Here is a 22,507-nt window from a genome sequence, read left to right as displayed (position 1 = left end):
CTTATGACTCACTCCTTCTGCGCTGTTCCAAGTGGATCAGCAGAACATTTATATCAGCAGGTGTAACCCCTGATATCCTCGAGGCCTGACCTACTGAATCCGGCATGATTTTTTCCAGCTTTTGTCTGGCTTCGTTGCTCAATCCTTTGACAAATTCGTAGTTGATATCCTCTGGAATGCTCTTGTTTTCAAGCTTCTTGAACTGCTCAATCTGTATCATCTGTTTTTTTATATACCCCTCATACTTGATCTCAGTTTCAACCAGAAGTCTTATGTCCTTAGGTAGAAACTGCCTGTCGGGATCGAATGGAAGTAACGAATCATAGGTTAGCTCAGGCCTTTTTATAAGGTCGTATAGTGTCCAGGCTGTCTTCAAAGGAGTAGATCCCATTCCCTCAATAATTCTGTTGGCTTCCTCGGTAGGTGTAACTATTATCCTCGAGAGTCTGGCAAGCTCATCTCTCATAAGCTTCTCCTTTTCAAGCATTTTCTGATATCTGTCTTCTCTTACCAGGCCCAGCTCGTAGCCTCTTCCTGTAAGTCTTAGGTCAGCGTTGTCCTGTCTTAATGTCAATCTGTATTCAGCTCTTGAGGTCATCATTCTATACGGTTCGTCGGTACCCTTTGTGACCAGGTCATCTATCAAAACTCCTATATAAGCCTCTGATCTATCCAGTACGAAGGGCTCTAGTCCCTTGATGTTGCAAGCTGAATTTATACCTGCTATCAACCCTTGAGCCGCAGCCTCTTCATACCCTGAGGAGCCATTGATTTGGCCTGCAAAGAAAAGGTTCTGGATCTCCTTGTGCTCCAGAGTTCTCTTCAGTATCGTCGGATCGATCGAATCGTACTCAATGGCATAAGCAGTCCTCATGAATTTTACATTTTCAAGACCTTTTATTTTTTTGTACATTTCAACCTGGACTTCCTCCGGAAGTGAAGAGCTGACTCCTTGAACATACATCTCTTTGGTTGATGATCCCTCTGGCTCAATAAATACCTGATGTTTATTCCTGTCCGCAAACCTGACGACTTTGTCTTCAATGGAAGGGCAGTACCTCGGTCCGACACCCTCTATATAGCCTGCGAACATAGGAGATCTGTCTAGATTAGCCCTGATGATATCATGAGTGGCTTCAGTCGTATAAGTCAGATAGCAAGGTACTTGTTTGATATCAAAGTTCTTGCCAGCATTAAGAAAGGAGAATGGTACTATTTCATCATCACCCGGCTGTATCTCCATAACAGAGTAATCTATGCTGTCTCTGTGTACTCTGGCAGGAGTTCCTGTCTTTAATCTTCTCAGCAGGAAACCTTTGCCCTTAAGTGAGTCGGACAACAGAAGGGAGGGAAACATTCCATCCGGACCTGACTGGTAATTAACCTCACCGATATAGACCATACCGCCCAGATATGTTCCTGTAGCTATAACTATGGCCTTTGCAAGATATACTCCGCCTGTCCTTGTCACAACGCCTCTTGCCTTATTGTCCTCAAACAGAATATCCGTCGCTTCTGCTTGTCTTAGGGTAAGGTTTGGTTCATCCTCAAGTATCCTCTTCATTTCCATGTGGTATTTCTTCTTATCAGCCTGTACCCTGAGAGAGTGGACCGCTGGGCCCTTTGAAAGGTTCAGCATCCTGCTTTGGATAAATGATCGGTCGATGTTTAATGCCATCTCTCCACCAAGAGCATCGATCTCTCTTACAAGGTGACCTTTCCCGGTTCCTCCGATATTGGGATTACAGGATAGGGCGACTATCCCGTCGAGGCTTATGGTCAGTATTGCTGTCCGTAGGCCCATCCTTGCGGGAGCTAAAGCTGCTTCTACTCCTGCATGACCTGCACCAATGACTACTACATCGTATTCACCGGCAATATATTTCTTTACTTCTCTCATAAAAATCATCCTTAATGGTAATATTGTTGTTAGTTGTTAGTTGTTGGTTGTTAGCTCTTAGCTCTTAGCTCTATGTCCATTCTCAATTGTCAATCATCAATTGCCATCTATTTTCCAATACAAAATTCCCTGAATATCCTGTCGAGTACGTCCTCTCCGATACTCTCTCCGGTAATTTCTCCTAAATTTTCCCAGCAATTTTTTAGGTCTACCTCCAGGCAATCAAGAGGAACCTGTTTTCTCAAATCCTCAATAACTGAAGTAATATTATCACTTGCCTGTTCAAGAAGATTTTTGTGTCTAATATTGTTGATGATCATATCAGATTCAATAGTTATGTCTCCCTGGTAGAACATATTTCTAATACTATCCTCGAGTTCATCAATTCCTATCCCTTTGGTCATGGAGGTGGTGATGATCTCCTTCCCAGAGAAAATTCCAGCAAAATGATCCTCGTCGTATAGCTTTGGAAGGTCTGTTTTATTTAATAGAACAATCGTCTTTTTATCCTTAATAAGGTCTATGATGTGGTAATCATCCTCTGAAAGCTCACTTGATATATCAAAAATTGCTATGATCAAATCAGCCTTTTCCAGCATTTCCTTTGCTCTGTCTACTCCTATTTTCTCGACGATATCCTCAGTCTGCCGGATTCCGGCTGTATCCATTATCTTAAGCGGGATACCATCTATATTTATATATTCCTCAATTATGTCTCTAGTAGTTCCCGGGATGTCTGTTACTATGGCGCGATTCTCCCTTAGAACAGCATTCAAGAGTGAAGATTTGCCTACGTTCGGTTTACCAAGTATCACTGTATTCAATCCATCTCTAAGGATCCTGCCTCTGCCTGAGGTAGAGAGGAGCCTTGATATTCTGCAGAATACCTTTTCTCCACTTTCAGTCAGCTCTTCATAGGTCACTTCCTGTATATCTTCTTCTGGGAAATCTATCGAAACCTCGATATGTGCGATCATCGAGAGGAGTATCTCGCGTATTCCCTCGATCTCTTTGCTCAATCCGCCCTCAAGCTGCTTAAGTGAGACCTCGTAGCTTTTCTCAGTTTTTGCCTTTATTATATCTATTACTGCCTCTGCCTGGGAAAGGTCCAGTCTTCCGTTCAGGAACGCCCTTTTGGTAAACTCACCTGGTTCAGCGAGCCTTGCACCCTTCCTTAAGAGAAGCTCGAGTGTTTTCTTTACGGGGATTATACCGCCATGGCAATATATTTCAACCATATTCTCCCTTGTATAGGTAAAGGGCTCCTTCATAAAGGCAACTAACACCTCATCTATTACCTCGTCGCTATCAACTACGTACCCGTAAAGAAGTTTCTTATTTTCAAAAACACCTTCAGAGCAGTTTGAAATCCTCTTAAAAACGGACTTCCCTATGTCGATAGAGTTTTTACCTGACATTCTTACAATACCAATACCTGCCTCCCCAACTGCAGTTGAAATTGCAGCTATCGTTTCACTCATATTCTCACCTCATTCTACACCATGGTTTCAAACCTGTAGCTTTATTTTATAACATCACCGCTGTATGTCAAACCAAAAAACAAAAGCCCTATATAGGGCTTTTGCTAAACTATTCCCGGTATCGGGTATTTATCACTTGTTTATGATTACAACTCTTCTGTAGGGCTCGCTTCCCTCGCTATAGGTAGATACGCCATTTACATTTTGAAGAGCAGAGTGGATGATCCTTCTCTCATATGGATTCATTGGCTCAAGCTTTACAGGTCTCTTGCTGTATAATGCTTTATCTGCCATTTTCCTAGCCAGCTTTTTAAGTGTTTCCTCTCTCTTTTGCCTATATCCCTCAGTATCGAGTACGACCTTTAAATACTCGTCTCTGTCCTTATTGACAGCAAGGCTCAGGAGATATTGAAGTGAATCAAGAGTATTACCTCTTTTCCCGATCAGTATTCCCATATCAGAGGATGAGATATGATTTATATCAGCATGAAGCGTATCTCCTTTTAAAACTACATCCTGAAGGGCTACTATCCCCATTCCCTTTAGAACGCTATCAAGAAATTTGTCCGCAATTTCCTCAGGATCATTTTTCAATGTTACCTTTATCTTTGCTTCCTTTGTGCCGATTATCCCGAATAAACCCTTGGAAGGTTCCTCAATAATCTCAACCTCGACGTCCTTTTCAGTTGCATTAAGCTCAACCAGAGCTTCTTTTAAAGCTTCTTCAACAGTTTTAGAGGTCTTTACAACAAATTTCATATTATTTGGCCCCCTTGATCGACATCGTTGATCTGTTTGAAATCATTTGCTGAACTATAGTGAAAATATTACTTATGACCCAATACAATGCTAGACCAGCCGGGAAGGTACGCGCAGCCATAAAAATCATAACTGGCAGCATATAGTTCATTATCCTTTGGGTTGCCATTGCCTGTGGGTCCTTATTGCCTTGTCCCATTGTCAAGCTCTGGATATATGTCGTAACGGCAGAGAGGAGTGGAAGACCCCACAAATAAATATCAGGATTCTCAAGATTGGTTATCCAAAAGAAATTCTTCGCCATACTCTCATATAATCCTGGCTCTGTAAAAGCATATGTTGCAGGCTCTCTGAATACTGCAAAAAATGCAAATATGATAGGTAACTGAACCAAAAGGATCAAACATCCTGATGCCGGATTATACTTGTGCTTTTTATAAAGCTCCTGCATCTTGATCTGCATAGTCTGCGGATCGTTTTTGTACTTAGTCTGTATCTCCTTCATCAAGGGTTGAATTTCACCCATTTTCTTAGTAGATCTTGTTTGCTGTAGGTTTATAGGCAACAGCATCAGCTTAAAAATTATCGTAGTTAATATTATGGCTATCGCATAGAACGAAATCTGAGCCGGTTCACTCCCAAAAGAGGATGCAACAAAGCTGTAAACGTACTTTAGGATCGACCCCAGAATATTACCCAAAAAACCAATCATCGATTAACCCCCTCATTTAAGCGGATCATATCCTCCCTCATGGAATGGATGGCATTTAAGGATCCTCTTTGCAGATAAATAGCTGCCCTTAAAAAATCCATACTTCGTGTAAGCCTGCAGGGAATACTCCGAGCAGGTAGGATAAAATCTGCAATTTTTCCCAGTAAGAATATATCTTGAGATATATCTTTGGTAGAATTTGATCAATAAAATAGCAATCCTTGACATCAATTCACCTTCTCGGCCATGCCGGAAATCCGGTAAATGTGCTTAATAGCGCTTTCCAATTCAGCGAAACTAAGGTCTACAGCATTTTTTTTAGGAATAAATATCAGGTCGTAGCCCTTTTTTAGATTAGGAAGAAATAATCTGTTCACTTCCTTTATCCTTCTTTTAAGCCTGTTCCTGACCACTGCATTCCCAACCTTTTTGGTAATTGAAATACCGATTCTTACCTTATCAGTACCATTCCTTCTAACATACAAGATAAGATTACGATTCCAATAATTCTTGCCGGATTTGTAGACCTTCTTAAACTCCATATTCTTTCTAAGTCTGTTTTCTTTTTTCACAGGTACTCCACCTTAAAATGGCCTTTAATAAAAGGCCACTATCAAGCGGCCTTATGCAGAAAGTATCTTTCTTCCTCTTCTTCTTCTAGCTTTTAATATCTCTCTACCTGATCTGGTCTTCATTCTTTTCCTGAAGCCATGTTCCTTGCTTCTTTGTCTTTTCTTTGGTTGATAAGTTCTTTTCACCCGACACACCCCCTTCAATAATCTTACATCTATATAACCAATATAGAGCTTGCAATGTGGAACGCATAAAACACTACTATAAATTATATGTATCAGCCATGTAGCTGTCAAGTTTTTAAATTTACTGAGAATCCACAAAACACTTGTTCTTAAACTGTTGGTATTGTGGATAAATTTATTGAATTAAGAGTCCCCTTTTGGTAAGATAATAGAGGATGTTGATAAATTAGAAAATTGGTGGATAACTTAAGGTTATGCACAATATGTGGATAGTTTGTGTATAACCTTTAACTGATCTATCGTTTCTATATTAAGATTTCGTAATTTGTTTAAGTTTTTATCCACAATTCGATCTATATCTGATTGTGGAAAAAGAAAATACTTAAACATTTTTTTACTAAATCAACAGTAGGTTGATAATTTTATCCACAAAGTTATTATAGTTATCATTTTATTTCCACATATGTGGACAATTCAATTTCTGTTGAAAACATTGTTGATAATTTCCTGAGGAGGTAGCAGTATGGACACTAATTTGGACCAGATTTGGGAAAGCGTCCTGGGACTGATCAAGGTAGAGCTCACTGAAGTAAGCTTTAATACCTGGCTTAAATCAATTGAGCCAATAAGTCTGGAGGATGACGAGATAATACTCGGAGCACCCAACGACTTTACAAAAGGAATACTTGAAGGCAGATACTTTAATCTGATAAAGAATGCCATCAAGCAAGTCACAGGCAAAAATTACCAGATCAGATTCATAATACCCGGTGAGCAGGTTAAACAAACACAGGTGCAGCCGGAAAAAGAAACGACTAAGGCTATGAACAAATCCCAATTAAACCCGAAGTACACCTTCAGTACCTTCGTAACCGGAAAAAGCAATGATTTTGCTCATGCTGCATCCGTTGCAGTAGCAGAGGCACCGGCTCAGGCATACAATCCTCTGTTCATCTATGGAGGGGTAGGTCTTGGCAAAACGCATCTGATGCATGCCATAGGACATTATATACTAAGCCAAAATCCGGATTCAAAGGTTGTATATGTATCCAGCGAAAAGTTTACAAATGAGCTTATCAACTCGATCAGAGAATATAGGAACGAAGAGTTCAGGAATAAATACAGAAATGTAGATGTGCTCCTTGTTGACGACATACAGTTTATTGCAGGCAAGGAGGGTACGCAGGAGGAATTCTTCCATACCTTTAATGCACTCCATGAGGCCAATAAACAGATAATAATATCAAGTGACAGACCTCCCAGAGATATACCTACACTTGAGGACAGGCTAAGATCGAGATTTGAGTGGGGTCTTACTACTGATATCCAAGCACCTGACCTTGAGACCAGAATGGCAATTCTAAGGAAGAAGGCAACTCTCGAAAATCTGGAGATTCCTGATGAAGTTGTACTGCTTATAGCAAATACGATACATTCCAATATAAGAGAGCTTGAAGGAGCCCTGATAAAGGTAGTAGCATACTCATCGCTTACCAACAGAACTATAACCGAGGAGCTTGCCGAGGAGGCACTAAAGGATATTATATCAAATCACAAACCTGTGGAGATAACCGTTGACCTTATAAAGGACAAGGTTTCTAAGAGATTCAATATAAGGATAGACGAGTTCAGCTCAAAGAAGAGAACCAGAGCGATCGCTTATCCAAGACAGGTTGCTATGTACCTTACAAGAGAGCTTACTGATTTATCTCTTCCAAAGATAGGTGACGAATTTGGGGGAAGGGATCATACCACTGTTATACACGCCTGTGAAAAAATCAATAACGATATGAACAGAGATTATTTATTTAAAAAGAAGATAGAAGATATAATAGAGGATCTTAAAAAATGATTTATCTGTGGAAAATAATAAAAATCTCCATAACTTATCCACATGTTATTAAAACCTATAACTCTATTATTTTGAAAGAAGAATAGTGTTATCCACATAATCACAACGCCTACTACTATTACTACTATAGTTTTTGATTCTAATATTCTATACGAGGGAGGAAAAAACATGAAATTCAGAGTTGAGCAAAGGGACCTGTCAAAGCACATATCAATAGCTCAGAGAGGTATTTCTTCAAGATCAACCCTTCAAATCCTTGACGGCATACTCTTTGAAGCAAAGGATCACAGCCTGAAGTTGACAGCTACAGATCTTGAAATAAGTATCGAAACCTTCGTCGATGCAGTCGTTGAAGAGAAGGGGAAGATAGTCCTTAATTCAAGGATAATCGGGGATATCGTAAGAAAGCTTCCTGATGACACCATCTCATTTTCGGTAAAGGATAATCACGTAAATATTAAGTGCCAAAATGCTGAGTTTAATATCATTGGAAATTCTGGAGAGGATTACCCTGATCTACCTATAATAATTGAAGAAAATCAGTTCAATATTTCCAGGGATCTTTTTAAGGCAGCCATAAGGCAAACTGTATTCGCAACCACTCAGGATGAAACAAGACCTTCGCTCACAGGAGTTTTAATGGAGCTGGACGGTGGTAATGTATCCTGTGTGTCACTGGACGGTTATAGACTTGCTCTTAGAAAAATAACAACCTCATCGCCTATAAAGGAAAAGATCATAATACCGGGCAGAGCTTTAAATGAACTGAATAAGATCATTGAGGATAAGGAAGAAGAAATGGTAGTCAGCATCTCTCATGGACAAGCTATATTTAACCTTGGAGATACAATAATGTATACTAAGCTTTTGGAAGGGCAATTTTTCAATTACAAGGACATCATGAGAGCTGAGCATAAAACTGAGGTTAAAGTAAACAGAAGAAGCTTTCAAAGTGGTCTTGAAAGAGCTTCACTTCTGGCCAAGGAAGAAAAGGCAAATCTTATCAAGATATCAGTTTCAGATGGGCAAATTGCTATAAAATCAAATTCTGAGATGGGAGATGTTTTTGAATCAGTAAATGCCCACCAGAAGGGTGAAGATTTAAATATTGCATTCAATTCAAGATATATACTTGAAGGAATAAAGATAATGGATTGTGAGGAGATAGTCCTAAAGTTCGTCGGAAGTCTTAATCCCTGCATTATTAATGGTGTGTATGATGACAGCTATACTTACCTTGTGCTGCCGGTAAGGCTTGCACAGGATGATTTCTAGGAGAGCATATTATGGAAGAAATACTAATAACCACTGATTACATCAAGTTGGATCAATTTCTTAAGCTTTGTGGAGCAGCTCAAACTGGAGGACAGGCAAAGGAAATGATTGCAGAAGGTTTTGTAAAGGTCAATGACGTAGTTGCCTTCGAAAGAGGAAAAAAGCTTAGAAAAAACGATAGGGTAGTAATTGATGATGAATACCACTTCGTATTGGTTTAGTCCTGCAGATTGATTGGGAGTGTATTGATTGATTATAAAGGGCATCAGGCTAATTAACTTCAGAAACTACATCAGCATGTCCGCAAGCTTTGGCAGCGGTGTAAACATACTTGTGGGAAAAAATGCCCAAGGTAAGACAAATCTTCTTGAAGCCATTTATATGTGTTCGACAGGAAGATCCTTTAGGACTCTTAGAGATAAGGAAATAATAAGCTTTGGCAAGAAAGAAGCTTATGTAGGTGCTGAGCTGAGTATAGGTGAACTTGAAAAATTCACGGAAATAAAGCTTGAATCTGATAAACCAAAGCGGATAAGGATGAACAAGGTCGAACTTAAAAGCTACAAGGAGTTAAATACTGGATTAAAGGTAGTAGTATTTTTTCCCGATGATCTTAAGCTCGTAAAGGAAGGTCCCGGGAACAGAAGAAATTATCTGGATACGAGCATATCTCAGCTGAAGCCTGTTTATCATCATAACCTTAGCAGATATTACAAAGCTTTGATCCAAAGAAACAATCTACTTAAATCAAGAAGATCCTTGAGTGAACTCTCTGAGCTTCTTGAGGTTTTCGATGTACAACTGGCTAAGCTTGGTACACTTATCTCTATGGAAAGAGAGCAGTATATTAAAAGGATAAAAAAGGAAGCAAGAGATATTCATTCTAAGATTACCTCAGGTAAAGAGGAGTTGGATATTGAATATAATACGAATATTCCAGCTGGAGCTTCACTTCTTGATATTGAGGAAAAATACCTGGATCAACTTAGAAAGGGAAGATCGAGGGATATCGAGATAGGGAGTACTTCCATTGGTCCTCATAGAGATGATTTTACTCCATCGATCAACGGTAAGGACCTAAGGACCTTTGGTTCCCAGGGGCAGCAGAGGACTCTTGTGCTGACGCTTAAGCTGTCGGAGGTAAAAATACTTAAGAAGGAAACAGGCTATTATCCAGTATTACTTTTAGATGATGTATATTCTGAGCTTGATGAGGATAGGAGAGGTTTTTTGACAGGATTATTCAGTGAAACACAGACATTTATAACAGTAACCGATGCAGTAGAAACGGACAGCCTGAAGGATTTTGATAAAACAATTTTCTACGTAATGGAAGGTTGTCTATACAATGGAAATAAAACGTGGAGGGAAGTAAATGGCGAGTGAAATAAACGGCAACGGAAATGGAAATGAAAGACATTATACAGCCAATGAGATCCAGGTTTTGACAGGCCTTGAGCCGGTCAGAAAAAGGCCTGGTATGTACATTGGCAGCACTGGGCCTAAAGGTCTTCACCACCTTGTTTATGAGGTAGTCGATAATAGTGTAGATGAGGCTCTTGCAGGAATATGCGACACAATAAACGTTATAATCCACGAAGACAACTCAGTTTCCGTTGAAGATAACGGAAGCGGGATCCCAGTGGAGACTCATCCTCAGACGGGAAAATCAACCGTAGAAACGGTTTTGACAATACTGCATGCCGGAGGTAAATTCAATAACTCAGCTTATAAGGTATCCGGAGGTCTTCACGGAGTAGGGGTATCTGTAGTTAATGCTCTTTCAGAGTGGCTGGTAGCGAAGGTAAAAAGAGAAGGCAAGGAATACAGACAATCATTTGCCAGAGGTGCAGCAACTTCTGAGCTGGAATGTATTGGAGACGCAGAGGGAACTGGAACGACCATACACTTCAAGGCTGACGACGAAATATTTGAAACAACAGTATTTGACTCTGCAACTCTTGAATACAGATTCAGAGAAATGGCATTCCTGAATAAAGGTATAAAAATTTCCTTAGAAGACAAGAGGTCTGGCGTTAAGAAAGAATTCCATTATCTGGGAGGAATAAAATCCTTCGTCGAATATATAAATAAAAACAAAAATCCTCTTCATAAGGATGTTATATATTTCGAGCAGGAAAGAGATCTTACGACTGTGGAGCTTGCAATACAGTATACAGACGGTTACACGGAGAACGTATTTACATTTGCAAACAATATCAATACTGCGGAGGGTGGTTCACACCTCTCAGGTCTAAGGACTGCACTAACAAGATCGATAAATGACTATGCAAGGAAGTACGGCTTCCTTAAAGAAAAAGATGACAACCTGTCCGGGGAAGACGTAAGGGAGGGTATGACTGCAATACTGTCTGTAAAGCTTCCTGAACCTCAGTTTGAGGGGCAGACCAAGGGCAAGCTTGGAAATAGTGAAACTAGAGGAATTGTCGAGTCACTGACCACAGAATATCTAAATAATTACTTTGAAGAAAATCCCAAGGTATCAAAAATAGTCCTGGATAAGGCTATAAGCTCCCAAAGAGCCAGAGAGGCTGCAAGGAAGGCAAGGGATCTTACAAGGAAAAGAAGCATATTGGATAATACGACCCTCCCAGGAAAGCTAGCTGACTGCCAGTCCAGCGACATTAAAGAAACTGAAATATTCATTGTTGAGGGTGATTCCGCGGGAGGTAGTGCAAAGCAGGGAAGACATAAGAGGTTCCAGGCAATACTTCCTCTTAGAGGAAAGATAATGAACGTAGAGAAGGCAAGGCTGGACAAGATTCTAGGCTTTAACGAGATAAAGGCAATGATAACAGCCTTTGGAACAGGAATAAGCGAGGATTTTAATCTGGAGAAGTTAAGATACGGCAAAATCATAATCATGACCGACGCCGATGTCGACGGTGCACATATTAGGACACTTATGCTTACCTTCTTCTATAGATATATGAGAGAGCTTATTGACAATGGACATATATATATCGCTCAACCACCACTGTATAAGGTAACCAAGAACAGAAAGGAATACTATTGCTACAGTGACAGAGATTTGGAAAAGCTGTTTGACGAGATTGGGAGAACAGGGAACCCGGTTATCCAGAGATACAAAGGTCTTGGAGAGATGAATGCAGAACAGCTCTACGATACTACAATGGATCCTGAAAAGAGGACTCTACTGAGGGTAAGCGTAGATGATGCTGTTGCTGCTGACGATATATTTACAACCCTGATGGGAGACAAGGTTGACCCCAGAAGAGAATTTATTGAAGAGAATGCTAAGTATGTTAAGAATCTTGACATCTAGGAGGCCGAAATGGATAACGAAAGAGATAAGTTAGTAGAAATTAAAATTGAAGATGAAATGAGAAACTCTTATCTGGATTATGCCATGAGCGTAATCGTAAGCCGTGCTCTCCCTGATGTAAGAGATGGCCTAAAGCCTGTGCACAGAAGGATACTGTACGCTATGGATGAGCTGGGTATGACTCCAGATAAGCAATACAGGAAGTCAGCCAGGGTAGTCGGAGACGTACTTGGTAAGTACCATCCCCATGGAGATAGTTCAGTATATGGTGCCATGGTAAGACTGGCTCAGGATTTTAACACAAGATATCTACTTGTAGACGGACATGGAAACTTCGGCAGCGTCGATGGAGACGGTGCAGCAGCAATGCGTTATACCGAATCCAGAATGACTAAGATCGCTACTGAGATGCTTAGAGATATCAATAAGGATACTGTAAGCTTCAGGCCAAACTTTGATGAGACCCTTCAGGAACCTACTGTTCTTCCAAGCAGATTTCCAAATCTTCTTGTGAACGGATCCTCAGGTATAGCTGTTGGAATGGCAACCAATATTCCTCCACACAATTTAAGGGAGATAATTGATGGACTTTCAATGATGATCGATGATCCTGAAATTATTGTGGATGACCTGATGAAGGTTATAAAGGGACCGGACTTTCCCACAGGCGGCATAATAATGGGGAAGGAAGGCATCAGGAAGGCCTTCAGAAGCGGTAGAGGGAAGGTTACCCTTAGAGCAGTAGCTGAAATTGAAGAATCCTCAAGAGGTAAGCACAGCATAATTGTATCAGAGATACCATATCAGGTGAATAAATCAAACCTTATTGAGAAAATAGCAGAGTACGTAAGAGATAAAAAGCTGGAAGGCATTTCTGACCTTAGAGATGAATCCGATAGAGAAGGAATGCGAATAGTAATTGAGTTGAAAAGAGATGCAAATCCAAATATTGTCTTAAATAACTTGTACAAGCACACACAGCTACAAACTACATTTGGGATTATAAACCTTGCCTTGGTAAATGGAGAGCCTAAGGTATTGAACCTTAAGGAAATGCTATATTATTACCTTGAGCATCAGAAGGACATAATCATCAAGAGGACCAAGTACGATCTTAACAAGGCGGAGGAAAGAGCTCATATCGTAGAGGGTTTAAAGATAGCCTTGGATAATATCGATGAGATAATAAAGATCATCAGAGGGTCAGGGGATGATCAGGAAGCCAGAGATTCGCTAATGAGCAGATTCGCTCTATCTGAAAAGCAAGCTCAGGCAATTCTCGATATGAGACTCAAGAGACTTACAGGCCTTGAAAGAGATAAGCTTGAGGAGGAGTACGAGGCACTTATCAAGGAAATAAACAGGCTGAGAGAGATCCTGGCCAACGAAAGGCTTGTAATGAACATAATCAAGGAAGAGCTTCTTGAAATCAAAGAAAAATATGGCGACATGAGAAGGACCAGGATCATGGCAGCTAGCCATGAAATCAATCTTGAAGATATGATAGAAGATGAGGATGTTGTAATAACACTGACTCATTTTGGCTATATAAAGAGGATGCCTGAGGGAACCTATAAGCCCCAAAGAAGAGGAGGCAGAGGAATAATAGCACTTACGAAGAGAGAAGAAGACTTCGTCGAGGACCTATATATCACATCAACTCACAGCACTATACTCTTCTTTACAAACAAAGGGAAAGTATACTCGCTTAAGGCATACGAGATCCCTGAGGCAGGGAGACAGGCTAAGGGTACTGCGATAGTAAATCTTTTGAATCTTACAGGAGATGAAAAGGTTTCAGCAATAATTCCGCTGTATAAGCATAACCCCGAGGACAACCTTGTTCTGATAACAAGGGAAGGTATCATCAAAAAAACAGGGCTTGACCAATTTGAGAATATAAGGAAATCAGGACTGATAGCCGTTTCACTCCATGAGTCAGACGAGCTGATCAGCGTCAAACTTACTGACGGCTCAAAGGATCTCATAGTAGTTACCAAGAAGGGTATGGCAATAAGATTCAGTGAAAAAGACGTAAGAAATATGGGAAGAAGTGCAATGGGCGTAAAAGGGATCACTCTTAACGAAGACGACGTTGTAGTAGCAATGGAGATTGTCGATGATGAGAGAAATCTTCTTGTAATTTCTGAAAATGGCTATGGAAAAAGAACTCCGCTAACTGAATACAGGATCCAGAACAGGGGCGGCAAGGGGCTTATAACCTACAGCATAAAGGACAAGACCGGAGATATAGTTTCAGCTAAGGTCGTTAGCGACCATGACGAAGTCATGATGATATCCTTGAACGGAATAGTGATAAGGATCGGAGTGTCAGAGATCTCAATAATGGGAAGAAGCACTCAAGGAGTCACTTTGATGAAGATGAAGGATGACAAGGTTGTTGCAGTCGCCATGTACATGGAAGACTAGAAGCCCTAAATTTGTTTACATTAACACATATTTGTTATAGAATGAATAACAAACCAATTAACAGTAGATGGAGGGAAGAATGAATGTCACTTAATACCAAGGTAGATTTTAACCATGATGACAATCAGTGGGTTTTCAAGCCTGTCGGGGAAATTGATATCTATACCTCATCTGTATTTAAGGAAGAAATAGTCAAGTCCTTTGAGGAGAGAAAGGCAGATCTGGTGATCGATGGAAGACAGCTGGACTACATCGACAGTACAGGTCTTGGTGCTCTAATAAGCCTTTTAAAAATGCTCCAGGATACAGAGTACAAGATATATATCGACAACATTAGGCCAAATATCAGGAAACTATTTGACATAACCGAACTAGATAAGCTGTTCATCATAAGGGGTGACGAAAATGCTTAACGACAGGATAACCGTCAAAATCCCCAATAAGACAGACTATATAAGTCTTGTAAGGTTGATTTCTTCGGCGATTGGAAGCAGAATAGGCTACAATGTCGACGAGATTGATGACCTCAAGGTTGCCATGGGAGAAGCATGCATACTGTCATTCTTACCTGATGTAGCAGACGAGGTTGAGATATCCTTTGAGGTATTGAAGGATAAGCTTGAAATATCAATAGGTGGACACAATGGTTTTAATTCCGTCGAAGAGACAAAGGAAGCCAAGCTGAGCAAAATGATCATAGAATCACTGATGGACGAGGCCTACTATTTGGATGAACAGATCAGAATGGTCAAATATATAGATTAAGGATGGTAGTCCTATGGCTAACAAGCATAACTACAATAGAGATAAAAACAACAGCTTGGATAAAGCAGACATAAAGGAGCTCTTCAGACAATATAAGGATATGCCTACCAAGGCTACCAGAGACATTCTGATTGAAGCGCACCTTTATATAGCCGAGATCCTTGCAAAAAAATATGCCAACAGAGGAATAGACTACGACGATATCTATCAGGTGGCCAGCATAGGACTTATTTATGCCATTGACAGGTACGACATAGACAAGGGCTTTGAATTCTCCAGCTTTGCTACTCCCACAATAATTGGTGAGATAAAGAAGTACTTCAGGGACAAGGGCTGGACCATTCGTGTACCTAGGAGGATCCAGGAACTATCGAAGAAGATCAACAACGCTAAAGTGCACCTGAGCCAGGAGCTTCAAAGGATACCAACTGTCGAGGATATCGCTACCTACCTTAATACCTCTGAGGAAGAGATACTGGAGGCTATGGAGGCGAGCAAGGTCTACACCCCCCAATCGCTGGACGTTACCTTCGATTCTCACAACGATGACAAGGAAGTCAATCTTGCTGAATTGATAGGCGAGGAAGATTTCTACTTCAGCAGGATCGAAAACAATGACTTCCTAATGAAAACGATGGAGAAGCTTAACGAGATCGAAAAAGAGATCCTTATAGAGAGGTATTTCAACAAGAGGACCCAGGTAACAATAGCCAACAATCTGGACATTTCACAGATGACCGTTTCAAGAATAGAAAAGAGGATCCTAGAGAAGCTTCGTAAGGAAGTTGAGCGGACAATGATCGATTAACAATAATCAACCTTAAGCTGCCCCGAATGATCGGAGCAGCTTTTTTATTTCTATCTAAAATGTGTTGACAATAACACTTATTAGCTGTATAGTATAAAAAGTTGACGGTTTTAGACAAATTTATAAAAAATCTTCTAGAAAACCTGTTGACATATTGCTTAGAAAAGTGCTATACTAAGCAAGTCGCCTCGAGCAGGGGTGAGTGAACCTAGATAACTAAACAGTGTGAGAACTTTGAATGAAACCAAAGATTTCAATTTTTTAAGAACAAATAATATGAGCTAGTCAAACTATTAAATGAGAGTTTGATCCTGGCTCAGGACGAACGCTGGCGGCGTGCCTAACACATGCAAGTCGAGCGAAGTGATCCGGAGTGAAGTTTTCGAACTGATCGAAGGATCATCTTAGCGGCGGACGGGTGAGTAACGCGTGAGAAACCTGCCTTTCACAAAGGGATAGCCTCGGGAAACTGGGATTAATACCTTATGATACTTATCACTCGCATGAGAGATAAGTCAAAGCGATTAAGCGGTGAAAGATGGTCTCGCGTCCTATTAGCTAGTTGGTGAGGTAACGGCTCACCAAGGCCTCGATAGGTAGCCGGCCTGAGAGGGTGAACGGCCACACTGGAACTGAGACACGGTCCAGACTCCTACGGGAGGCAGCAGTGGGGAATATTGCACAATGGAGGAAACTCTGATGCAGCGACGCCGCGTGAATGATGAAGGCCTTCGGGTTGTAAAGTTCTGTCCTTGGGGAAGATAATGACGGTACCCAAGGAGGAAGCCCCGGCTAACTACGTGCCAGCAGCCGCGGTAATACGTAGGGGGCGAGCGTTGTCCGGAATTATTGGGCGTAAAGGGTTCGCAGGCGGTCTGATAAGTCAGATGTGAAAGGCGTAGGCTCAACCTACGTAAGCATTTGAAACTGTCAGACTTGAGTTAAGGAGAGGAAAGTGGAATTCCTAGTGTAGCGGTGAAATGCGTAGATATTAGGAGGAATACCAGTGGCGAAGGCGACTTTCTGGACTTATACTGACGCTGAGGAACGAAAGCGTGGGGAGCAAACAGGATTAGATACCCTGGTAGTCCACGCCGTAAACGATGAGTGCTAGGTGTTGGGGGTCAAACCTCGGTGCCGCAGCTAACGCATTAAGCACTCCGCCTGGGGAGTACGTACGCAAGTATGAAACTCAAAGGAATTGACGGGGACCCGCACAAGCAGCGGAGCATGTGGTTTAATTCGAAGCAACGCGAAGAACCTTACCAGGGCTTGACATGCCACTGACCGGTCTAGAGATAGACCTTTATCCTTCGGGGTACAGCGGACACAGGTGGTGCATGGTTGTCGTCAGCTCGTGTCGTGAGATGTTGGGTTAAGTCCCGCAACGAGCGCAACCCTTGTCTTTAGTTGCCATCATTAAGTTGGGCACTCTAAAGAGACTGCCGATGACAAATCGGAGGAAGGTGGGGATGACGTCAAATCATCATGCCCTTTATGTCCTGGGCTACACACGTGCTACAATGGTCGGTACAACGAGAAGCAAGCCAGCGATGGCAAGCAAATCTCTAAAAGCCGATCCCAGTTCGGATTGCAGGCTGCAACTCGCCTGCATGAAGTCGGAGTTGCTAGTAATCGCGGATCAGAATGCCGCGGTGAATGCGTTCCCGGGTCTTGTACACACCGCCCGTCACACCATGGGAGTTGTCAATACCCGAAGCCAGTGAGCTAACCAGCAATGGAGGCAGCTGTCGAAGGTAGGGGCAATGACTGGGGTGAAGTCGTAACAAGGTAGCCGTATCGGAAGGTGCGGCTGGATCACCTCCTTTCTAAGGAAGATACATTCATAAGTATCTCACACTGTTTTAGTTTATAAATTCAGAAGATAGCTAAGAACTAAGAGCCAAGAACTAAGAGTTAAAGCAAATAACTCTTCACTCTTACCTATTAGCTATTAACTAAATCACCCGTGGGGGTGTAGCTCAGCTGGGAGAGCACCTGCCTTGCAAGCAGGGGGTCAGGAGTTCGATCCTCCTCATCTCCACCACGACCCAACTTAAGGTTGGATCAATTGAACATTGAAAACTAAATCTAAAAAAAGAACAAACATGAAATAGGTCAAGTTATTAAGAGCATAGGGCGAATGCCTTGGCACCAAGAGCCGAAGAAGGACGGGATAAGCACCGAAATGCTACGGGGAGTCGCAAATAGACGTCGATCCGTAGATATCCGAATGGGGGAACCCACTTGAGCAACCCTCAAGTACTCATGACCCAATAAAATAAGTCATGAGAGGTAGACCAGGGGAACTGAAACATCTAAGTACCCTGAGGAAGAGAAAGAAACATCGATTTTCAAAGTAGCGGCGAGCGAAATGGAAAGAGCCCAAACCTGATTTATCAGGGGTTGAGGACACAGCAAAAGATTGAGTGATCCATAGTCGAAGAAAGCTGGGAAGCTTTGCGAAACAAGGTGATAGCCCTGTAGACGAAATGGAATACTCACAGGCTGTGCTCCAGAGTACCACGGGACACGAGAAATCCCGTGGGAAGCAGGGAGGCCCACCTCCCAAGGCTAAATACTACTTGGTGACCGATAGTGAACAGTACCGTGAGGGAAAGGCGAAAAGAACCCCGGGAGGGGAGTGAAATAGAACCTGAAACCCTATGCTTACAAGCAGTGGAAGCACGTTAAAAGTGTGACCGCGTACTTTTTGTAGAACGGGCCAGCGAGTTATGATATGCAGCGAGGTTAAGTAATTAAGTTACGGAGCCGTAGGGAAACCGAGTCTTAACAGGGCGAATATAGTTGCATGTCATAGACCCGAAACCGGGTGACCTATCCATGGGCAGAGTGAAGTTTTAGTAAAATAAAATGGAGGCTCGAACCCGGTAGCGTTTAAAAGCTATGGGATGACCTGTGGATAGGGGTGAAAAGCCAATCGAACTCGGAGATAGCTGGTTCTCCTCGAAATAGCTTTAGGGCTAGCCTCAAGAGAGAATGAGATGGAGGTAGAGCACTGAATGGTCTAGGGGCACATAGTGTTACCAAAACCTATCAAACTCCGAATGCCATACTCATAAGCTTGGGAGTCAGACTGTGGGGGATAAGCTTCATAGTCAAAAGGGAAAGAGCCCAGATCACCAGCTAAGGTCCCAAAATTCTGATTAAGTGGTAAAGGATGTGAGGTTTCACAGACAACCAGGATGTTGGCTTAGAAGCAGCCATACATTTAAAGAGTGCGTAATAGCTCACTGGTCGAGAGACCTTGCGCCGAAGATTTCCGGGGCTAAAATCAGATACCGAAGCTGTGGGATGTATTAATACATCGGTAGAGGAGCATTGTGTAAGGGACGAAGGTGTACCGAAAGGAGCGCTGGACATTACACAAGAGAGAATGCTGGCATAAGTAGCGAAAGGTGAGTGAGAATCTCACCCGTCGAAAACCTAAGGTTTCCTGAGGAAGGCTCGTCCACTCAGGGTAAGTCGGGACCTAAGCCAAGGCTGAAAAGCGTAGGTGATGGACAACAGGTTATGATTCCTGTACTGGAGGTATTCGTTAATAGAGAAGTGGGGACGCAGGAGGATATGCAGAGCGTGCGATTGGAAGAGCACGTCTAAGCACGTAGGGAGAGAAGACAGGCAAATCCGTTTTCTTAGAAATCCTGAGGTGTGATGGGGATCGAAAAACAAGTAGAGAAGCTGCAGACTCCACACTGCCAAGAAAAGCCACTATCGAGAATATTTTCACCCGTACCGCAAACCGACACAGGTAGGTGAGGAGAGAATCCTAAGACGAGCGGAAGAACCTTTGTTAAGGAACTCGGCAAAATAGCCCCGTAACTTCGGGAGAAGGGGTGCCACTTGGAGTGGATATCATACGATATACAAGCTTTGGGTGGCCGCAGTGAAAAGGCCCAAGCGACTGTTTACCAAAAACACAACTCTCTGCTAAGTCGAAAGACGAAGTATAGGGGGTGACACCTGCCCGGTGCTGGAAGGTTAAGGGGAATGCTTAGAGGGAAACTTCGAAGGTGTGAACTTAAGCCCCAGTAAACGGCGGCCGTAACTATAACGGTCCTAAGGTAGCGAAATTCCTTGTCGGGTAAGTTCCGACCCGCACGAAAGGTGTAACGATTTGGGCACTGTCTCAACAAAGGATCCGGTGAAATTGTAGTACTCGTGAAGATGCGAGTTACCCGCGACAGGACGGAAAGACCCCGTGGAGCTTTACTGCAGGCTGACATTGGATTTTGGCATTGCATGTACAGGATAGGTGGGAGGCATAGAAGCAAGTGCGCCAGTATTTGTGGAGCCAACCTTGGGATACCACTCTTGTGATGCTGAAATTCTAACCTGGCACCGTGAACCCGGTGTGGGGACACTGTCAGTTGGGCAGTTTGACTGGGGCGGTCGCCTCCTAAAAAGTAACGGAGGCGCTCAAAGGTTTCCTCAGCACGGTCGGAAATCGTGCGAAGAGTGTAAAGGCAGAAGGAAGCTTGACTGCGACACCAACAAGTGGAGCAGGAACGAAAGTTGGACTTAGTGATCCGGTGGTACCGCGTGGAAGGGCCATCGCTCAACGGATAAAAGCTACCCCGGGGATAACAGGCTTATACCCCCCAAGAGTCCACATCGACGGGGGTGTTTGGCACCTCGATGTCGGCTCGTCTCATCCTGGGGCTGAAGTAGGTCCCAAGGGTTGGGCTGTTCGCCCATTAAAGAGGCACGCGAGCTGGGTTCAGAACGTCGTGAGACAGTTCGGTCCCTATCCGTCGTGGGCGCAGGAAATTTGAGAGGAGCTGTCCTTAGTACGAGAGGACCGGGATGGACAAACCTATGGTGAATCAGTTGTCTTGCCAAAGGCATGGCTGAGTAGCTAAGTTTGGACGGGATAAGTGCTGAAGGCATCTAAGCACGAAGCCCCCCTCAAGATGAGATTTCCCATCATGAAAGTGAGTAAGACACCAGGAAGACGACCTGGTAGATAGGTCTCAGGTGAAAGAGCAGCAATGCTTGAAGCTAAGAGATACTAATATGTCGAGGACTTGACCTAAGTCAGTGAACAGTGAATAGTGAACAGTGAATAGTGATTGTCATTCTGAGCGTAAGCGAAGAATCTTAGCTGAGAACTGTGAATTGTAAATTGTGAATTGTAGTAAGTAGTGTTTGTTCTATAGTAGATTTAGTTTTCGTCTGGTGACGATAGCAAGAGGGAGACACCTGTACCCATACCGAACACAGAAGTTAAGCCTCTTAACGCCGATGGTACTTGGTTGGAAACGACCTGGGAGAGTAGGAAGTTGCCAGTCTCTGAATGAAGATCCGCTGCTTATTGCAGTGGGTCTTTTTTTTATGTTAGAATGGGATTAATTTGATAAACCTAATAATCGAAAAGAGGTATAGTATGAAGCTAGGATTCATAAATAAGATTGGCATTGCAGGTGCTGGTACGATGGGTTCAGGAATTGCTCAAATATTTGCAAGGAAAGGCTATGAGGTAGTCGTAACAGATGTAGCTGAAGAATATTTGGAGAAATCCAAAAGGCTTGTTCAGATATTCAATGAAAGCCTTATTGGTGAAGGTATAATGACTGAAAAGGAAGCAAGCGACGCAGTGAGCCTTATATCCTACAATACAAGCAAGGGAGTCTTTGTAGACTGTCAGCTGATTATTGAGGCTATAGTTGAAAAAATGGATATCAAGCAAGTATTCTGGCAAGAGGTCGAAGGCATAGCCTCAAAGGATGCATATTTTGCGACCAATACCTCGGGGCTCAGCATAAGTGGGATATCCAAGCTTGTGGAAGACAAATCGAGATTCATAGGGATGCATTTTTGGAATCCACCTCATATAATCCCACTGGTGGAACTTATAAGATCAGATGATACTGCAGACGATACAGTAGCCGTATTGCGAGAGCTGTTGACCATAATCGAAAAGGAGCCAGTTGTAGTCCAGAAGGATGCGCCCGGCTTCATAGGCAACAGACTGCAATTTGCAGCATTCAGGGAAGCTCTTCATATTGTAAATGAAGGGATCGCCGATATAGAGGATGTGGACAGAGCAATGAGATACGGCCCAGGCTTCAGATACCCCATAATCGGTCCTCTTCAGACTGCAGACCTAGGAGGCCTTGATACCTTCTATTATATCTCTTCATATCTATTCAATGAGCTGAGTGATATGAAGGAACCTCCGGAGATGCTTAAAAAGCTTATGGATTCTAAAGAGCTTGGAGTTAAATCCAAAAAGGGCTTCTACGACTATTCCGATGGAAGGGATGAGGAAGCCATAAAGAATAGAGATAAGATGCTGTTCAGTATGCTCAAGTATATCCATATGAAAAAATAGGGTCGGTCTGCCAAGAGGACATGGGGAGTTTTACACTACGCCTATAGTTGTATTCCCTGTGTCATTTGAGGCAAATCAAATCCTAAAAAATAGGAAGCTGTTATC

At 42.4% G+C, this 22,507-nt stretch carries 17 protein-coding genes, 1 tRNA gene and 3 rRNA genes; 14 read left to right on the top strand and 7 right to left on the bottom strand.

The genetic code is table 11. The features are described 5' to 3' along the window. Position 1: 1 nt before the first annotated feature. From mnmG to rpmH, 7 genes are all read right to left on the bottom strand, one after another. Entirely contained in the window at positions 2-1,900 is a 1,899-nt protein-coding gene (gene mnmG / locus AC4PHB_RS10500; protein ID WP_492136374.1) for a tRNA uridine-5-carboxymethylaminomethyl(34) synthesis enzyme MnmG, read from the bottom strand. A gap of 107 nt (positions 1,901-2,007) precedes the next feature. Then, entirely contained in the window at positions 2,008-3,381 is a 1,374-nt protein-coding gene (mnmE, locus tag AC4PHB_RS10495; protein ID WP_492136373.1) for a tRNA uridine-5-carboxymethylaminomethyl(34) synthesis GTPase MnmE, read from the bottom strand. A 132-nt stretch (positions 3,382-3,513) separates the two neighbouring features. Then, positions 3,514-4,140 carry an RNA-binding cell elongation regulator Jag/EloR gene (jag, locus tag AC4PHB_RS10490; protein ID WP_492136372.1) on the bottom strand — a complete coding sequence of 209 codons (627 nt, stop codon included), beginning with the start codon at positions 4,138-4,140 and terminating at the stop codon, positions 3,514-3,516. Position 4,141: 1 nt separating this feature from the next. Continuing rightward, positions 4,142-4,852 carry a YidC/Oxa1 family membrane protein insertase gene (locus tag AC4PHB_RS10485; RefSeq protein WP_492136371.1) on the bottom strand — a complete coding sequence of 237 codons (711 nt, stop codon included), beginning with the start codon at positions 4,850-4,852 and terminating at the stop codon, positions 4,142-4,144. Positions 4,853-4,864: 12 nt separating this feature from the next. Beyond that, positions 4,865-5,080, bottom strand: a complete 216-nt coding sequence (yidD, locus tag AC4PHB_RS10480) for a membrane protein insertion efficiency factor YidD (RefSeq protein ID WP_492136370.1) — start codon at positions 5,078-5,080, stop codon at positions 4,865-4,867. Beyond that, positions 5,080-5,394: a ribonuclease P protein component gene (gene rnpA, locus AC4PHB_RS10475; RefSeq protein ID WP_492137770.1), complete on the bottom strand. Its 315-nt coding sequence runs from the start codon at positions 5,392-5,394 to the stop codon at positions 5,080-5,082. The genes yidD and rnpA overlap by 1 nt, the downstream gene beginning before the upstream one ends. An 81-nt stretch (positions 5,395-5,475) precedes the next feature. Further along, positions 5,476-5,610, bottom strand: coding sequence for a 50S ribosomal protein L34 (gene rpmH, locus AC4PHB_RS10470; protein ID WP_492136369.1), 135 nt, complete (start codon positions 5,608-5,610; stop codon positions 5,476-5,478). Between the two features lie 523 nt (positions 5,611-6,133). On the opposite strand from rpmH, the gene dnaA reads away from it, so the two are divergent. From dnaA to AC4PHB_RS10400, 14 genes are all read left to right on the top strand, one after another. Continuing rightward, entirely contained in the window at positions 6,134-7,462 is a 1,329-nt protein-coding gene (dnaA, locus tag AC4PHB_RS10465) for a chromosomal replication initiator protein DnaA (RefSeq protein ID WP_492136368.1), read from the top strand. Between the two features lie 168 nt (positions 7,463-7,630). Then, positions 7,631-8,737 carry a DNA polymerase III subunit beta gene (gene dnaN / locus AC4PHB_RS10460; RefSeq protein ID WP_492136367.1) on the top strand — a complete coding sequence of 369 codons (1,107 nt, stop codon included), beginning with the start codon at positions 7,631-7,633 and terminating at the stop codon, positions 8,735-8,737. Between the two features lie 11 nt (positions 8,738-8,748). Next, entirely contained in the window at positions 8,749-8,958 is a 210-nt protein-coding gene (locus AC4PHB_RS10455) for an RNA-binding S4 domain-containing protein (RefSeq protein ID WP_492136366.1), read from the top strand. A 28-nt stretch (positions 8,959-8,986) separates the two neighbouring features. Continuing rightward, positions 8,987-10,123 (top strand): DNA replication/repair protein RecF, encoded by a 1,137-nt coding sequence (recF, locus tag AC4PHB_RS10450; RefSeq protein WP_492136365.1) that lies wholly within the window; start codon positions 8,987-8,989, stop codon positions 10,121-10,123. After that, positions 10,113-12,044, top strand: coding sequence for a DNA topoisomerase (ATP-hydrolyzing) subunit B (gyrB, locus tag AC4PHB_RS10445; RefSeq protein ID WP_492136364.1), 1,932 nt, complete (start codon positions 10,113-10,115; stop codon positions 12,042-12,044). The genes recF and gyrB overlap by 11 nt, the downstream gene beginning before the upstream one ends. A 9-nt stretch (positions 12,045-12,053) precedes the next feature. Continuing rightward, entirely contained in the window at positions 12,054-14,474 is a 2,421-nt protein-coding gene (gene gyrA, locus AC4PHB_RS10440) for a DNA gyrase subunit A (RefSeq protein ID WP_492136363.1), read from the top strand. 83 nt (positions 14,475-14,557) lie between these two features. Continuing rightward, entirely contained in the window at positions 14,558-14,887 is a 330-nt protein-coding gene (locus AC4PHB_RS10435) for an STAS domain-containing protein (protein WP_492136362.1), read from the top strand. Beyond that, positions 14,880-15,239: an ATP-binding protein gene (locus AC4PHB_RS10430; RefSeq protein WP_492136361.1), complete on the top strand. Its 360-nt coding sequence runs from the start codon at positions 14,880-14,882 to the stop codon at positions 15,237-15,239. The genes AC4PHB_RS10435 and AC4PHB_RS10430 overlap by 8 nt, the downstream gene beginning before the upstream one ends. Positions 15,240-15,252: 13 nt before the next feature. After that, complete coding sequence (locus AC4PHB_RS10425) at positions 15,253-16,047, top strand: SigB/SigF/SigG family RNA polymerase sigma factor (protein WP_492136360.1); 795 nt, start codon at positions 15,253-15,255, stop codon at positions 16,045-16,047. A gap of 293 nt (positions 16,048-16,340) precedes the next feature. Continuing rightward, positions 16,341-17,876 (top strand): 16S ribosomal RNA (locus tag AC4PHB_RS10420). Between the two features lie 142 nt (positions 17,877-18,018). Beyond that, positions 18,019-18,094, top strand: a tRNA-Ala gene (locus tag AC4PHB_RS10415). Positions 18,095-18,163: 69 nt separating this feature from the next. After that, positions 18,164-21,103 (top strand): 23S ribosomal RNA (locus tag AC4PHB_RS10410). A gap of 139 nt (positions 21,104-21,242) precedes the next feature. Beyond that, positions 21,243-21,359, top strand: a 5S ribosomal RNA gene (gene rrf, locus AC4PHB_RS10405). The 16S, 23S and 5S rRNA genes sit together here with 1 tRNA gene alongside, the layout of an rRNA operon. A gap of 95 nt (positions 21,360-21,454) precedes the next feature. Beyond that, a complete protein-coding gene (locus tag AC4PHB_RS10400; RefSeq protein ID WP_492136359.1) occupies positions 21,455-22,402 on the top strand; it encodes a 3-hydroxyacyl-CoA dehydrogenase family protein in 948 nt (315 codons plus the stop codon). Positions 22,403-22,507: the final 105 nt, after the last annotated feature.

This window comes from Gudongella sp. QWL-04, assembly GCF_058683975.1.
This window is presented reverse-complemented; position numbering and strand designations above follow the sequence as displayed.

Coding starts and splice junctions, on each gene's coding strand:
- mnmG (WP_492136374.1), bottom strand. CDS start 1,900: ATGAGAGAAGTAAAGAAATATATTGCCGGTGAATACGATGTAGTAGTC.
- mnmE (WP_492136373.1), bottom strand. CDS start 3,381: ATGAGTGAAACGATAGCTGCAATTTCAACTGCAGTTGGGGAGGCAGGT.
- jag (WP_492136372.1), bottom strand. CDS start 4,140: ATGAAATTTGTTGTAAAGACCTCTAAAACTGTTGAAGAAGCTTTAAAA.
- AC4PHB_RS10485 (WP_492136371.1), bottom strand. CDS start 4,852: ATGATTGGTTTTTTGGGTAATATTCTGGGGTCGATCCTAAAGTACGTT.
- yidD (WP_492136370.1), bottom strand. CDS start 5,080: ATGTCAAGGATTGCTATTTTATTGATCAAATTCTACCAAAGATATATC.
- rnpA (WP_492137770.1), bottom strand. CDS start 5,394: ATGGAGTTTAAGAAGGTCTACAAATCCGGCAAGAATTATTGGAATCGT.
- dnaA (WP_492136368.1), top strand. CDS start 6,134: ATGGACACTAATTTGGACCAGATTTGGGAAAGCGTCCTGGGACTGATC.
- dnaN (WP_492136367.1), top strand. CDS start 7,631: ATGAAATTCAGAGTTGAGCAAAGGGACCTGTCAAAGCACATATCAATA.
- AC4PHB_RS10455 (WP_492136366.1), top strand. CDS start 8,749: ATGGAAGAAATACTAATAACCACTGATTACATCAAGTTGGATCAATTT.
- gyrB (WP_492136364.1), top strand. CDS start 10,113: ATGGCGAGTGAAATAAACGGCAACGGAAATGGAAATGAAAGACATTAT.
- gyrA (WP_492136363.1), top strand. CDS start 12,054: ATGGATAACGAAAGAGATAAGTTAGTAGAAATTAAAATTGAAGATGAA.
- AC4PHB_RS10435 (WP_492136362.1), top strand. CDS start 14,558: ATGTCACTTAATACCAAGGTAGATTTTAACCATGATGACAATCAGTGG.
- AC4PHB_RS10430 (WP_492136361.1), top strand. CDS start 14,880: ATGCTTAACGACAGGATAACCGTCAAAATCCCCAATAAGACAGACTAT.
- AC4PHB_RS10425 (WP_492136360.1), top strand. CDS start 15,253: ATGGCTAACAAGCATAACTACAATAGAGATAAAAACAACAGCTTGGAT.
- AC4PHB_RS10400 (WP_492136359.1), top strand. CDS start 21,455: ATGAAGCTAGGATTCATAAATAAGATTGGCATTGCAGGTGCTGGTACG.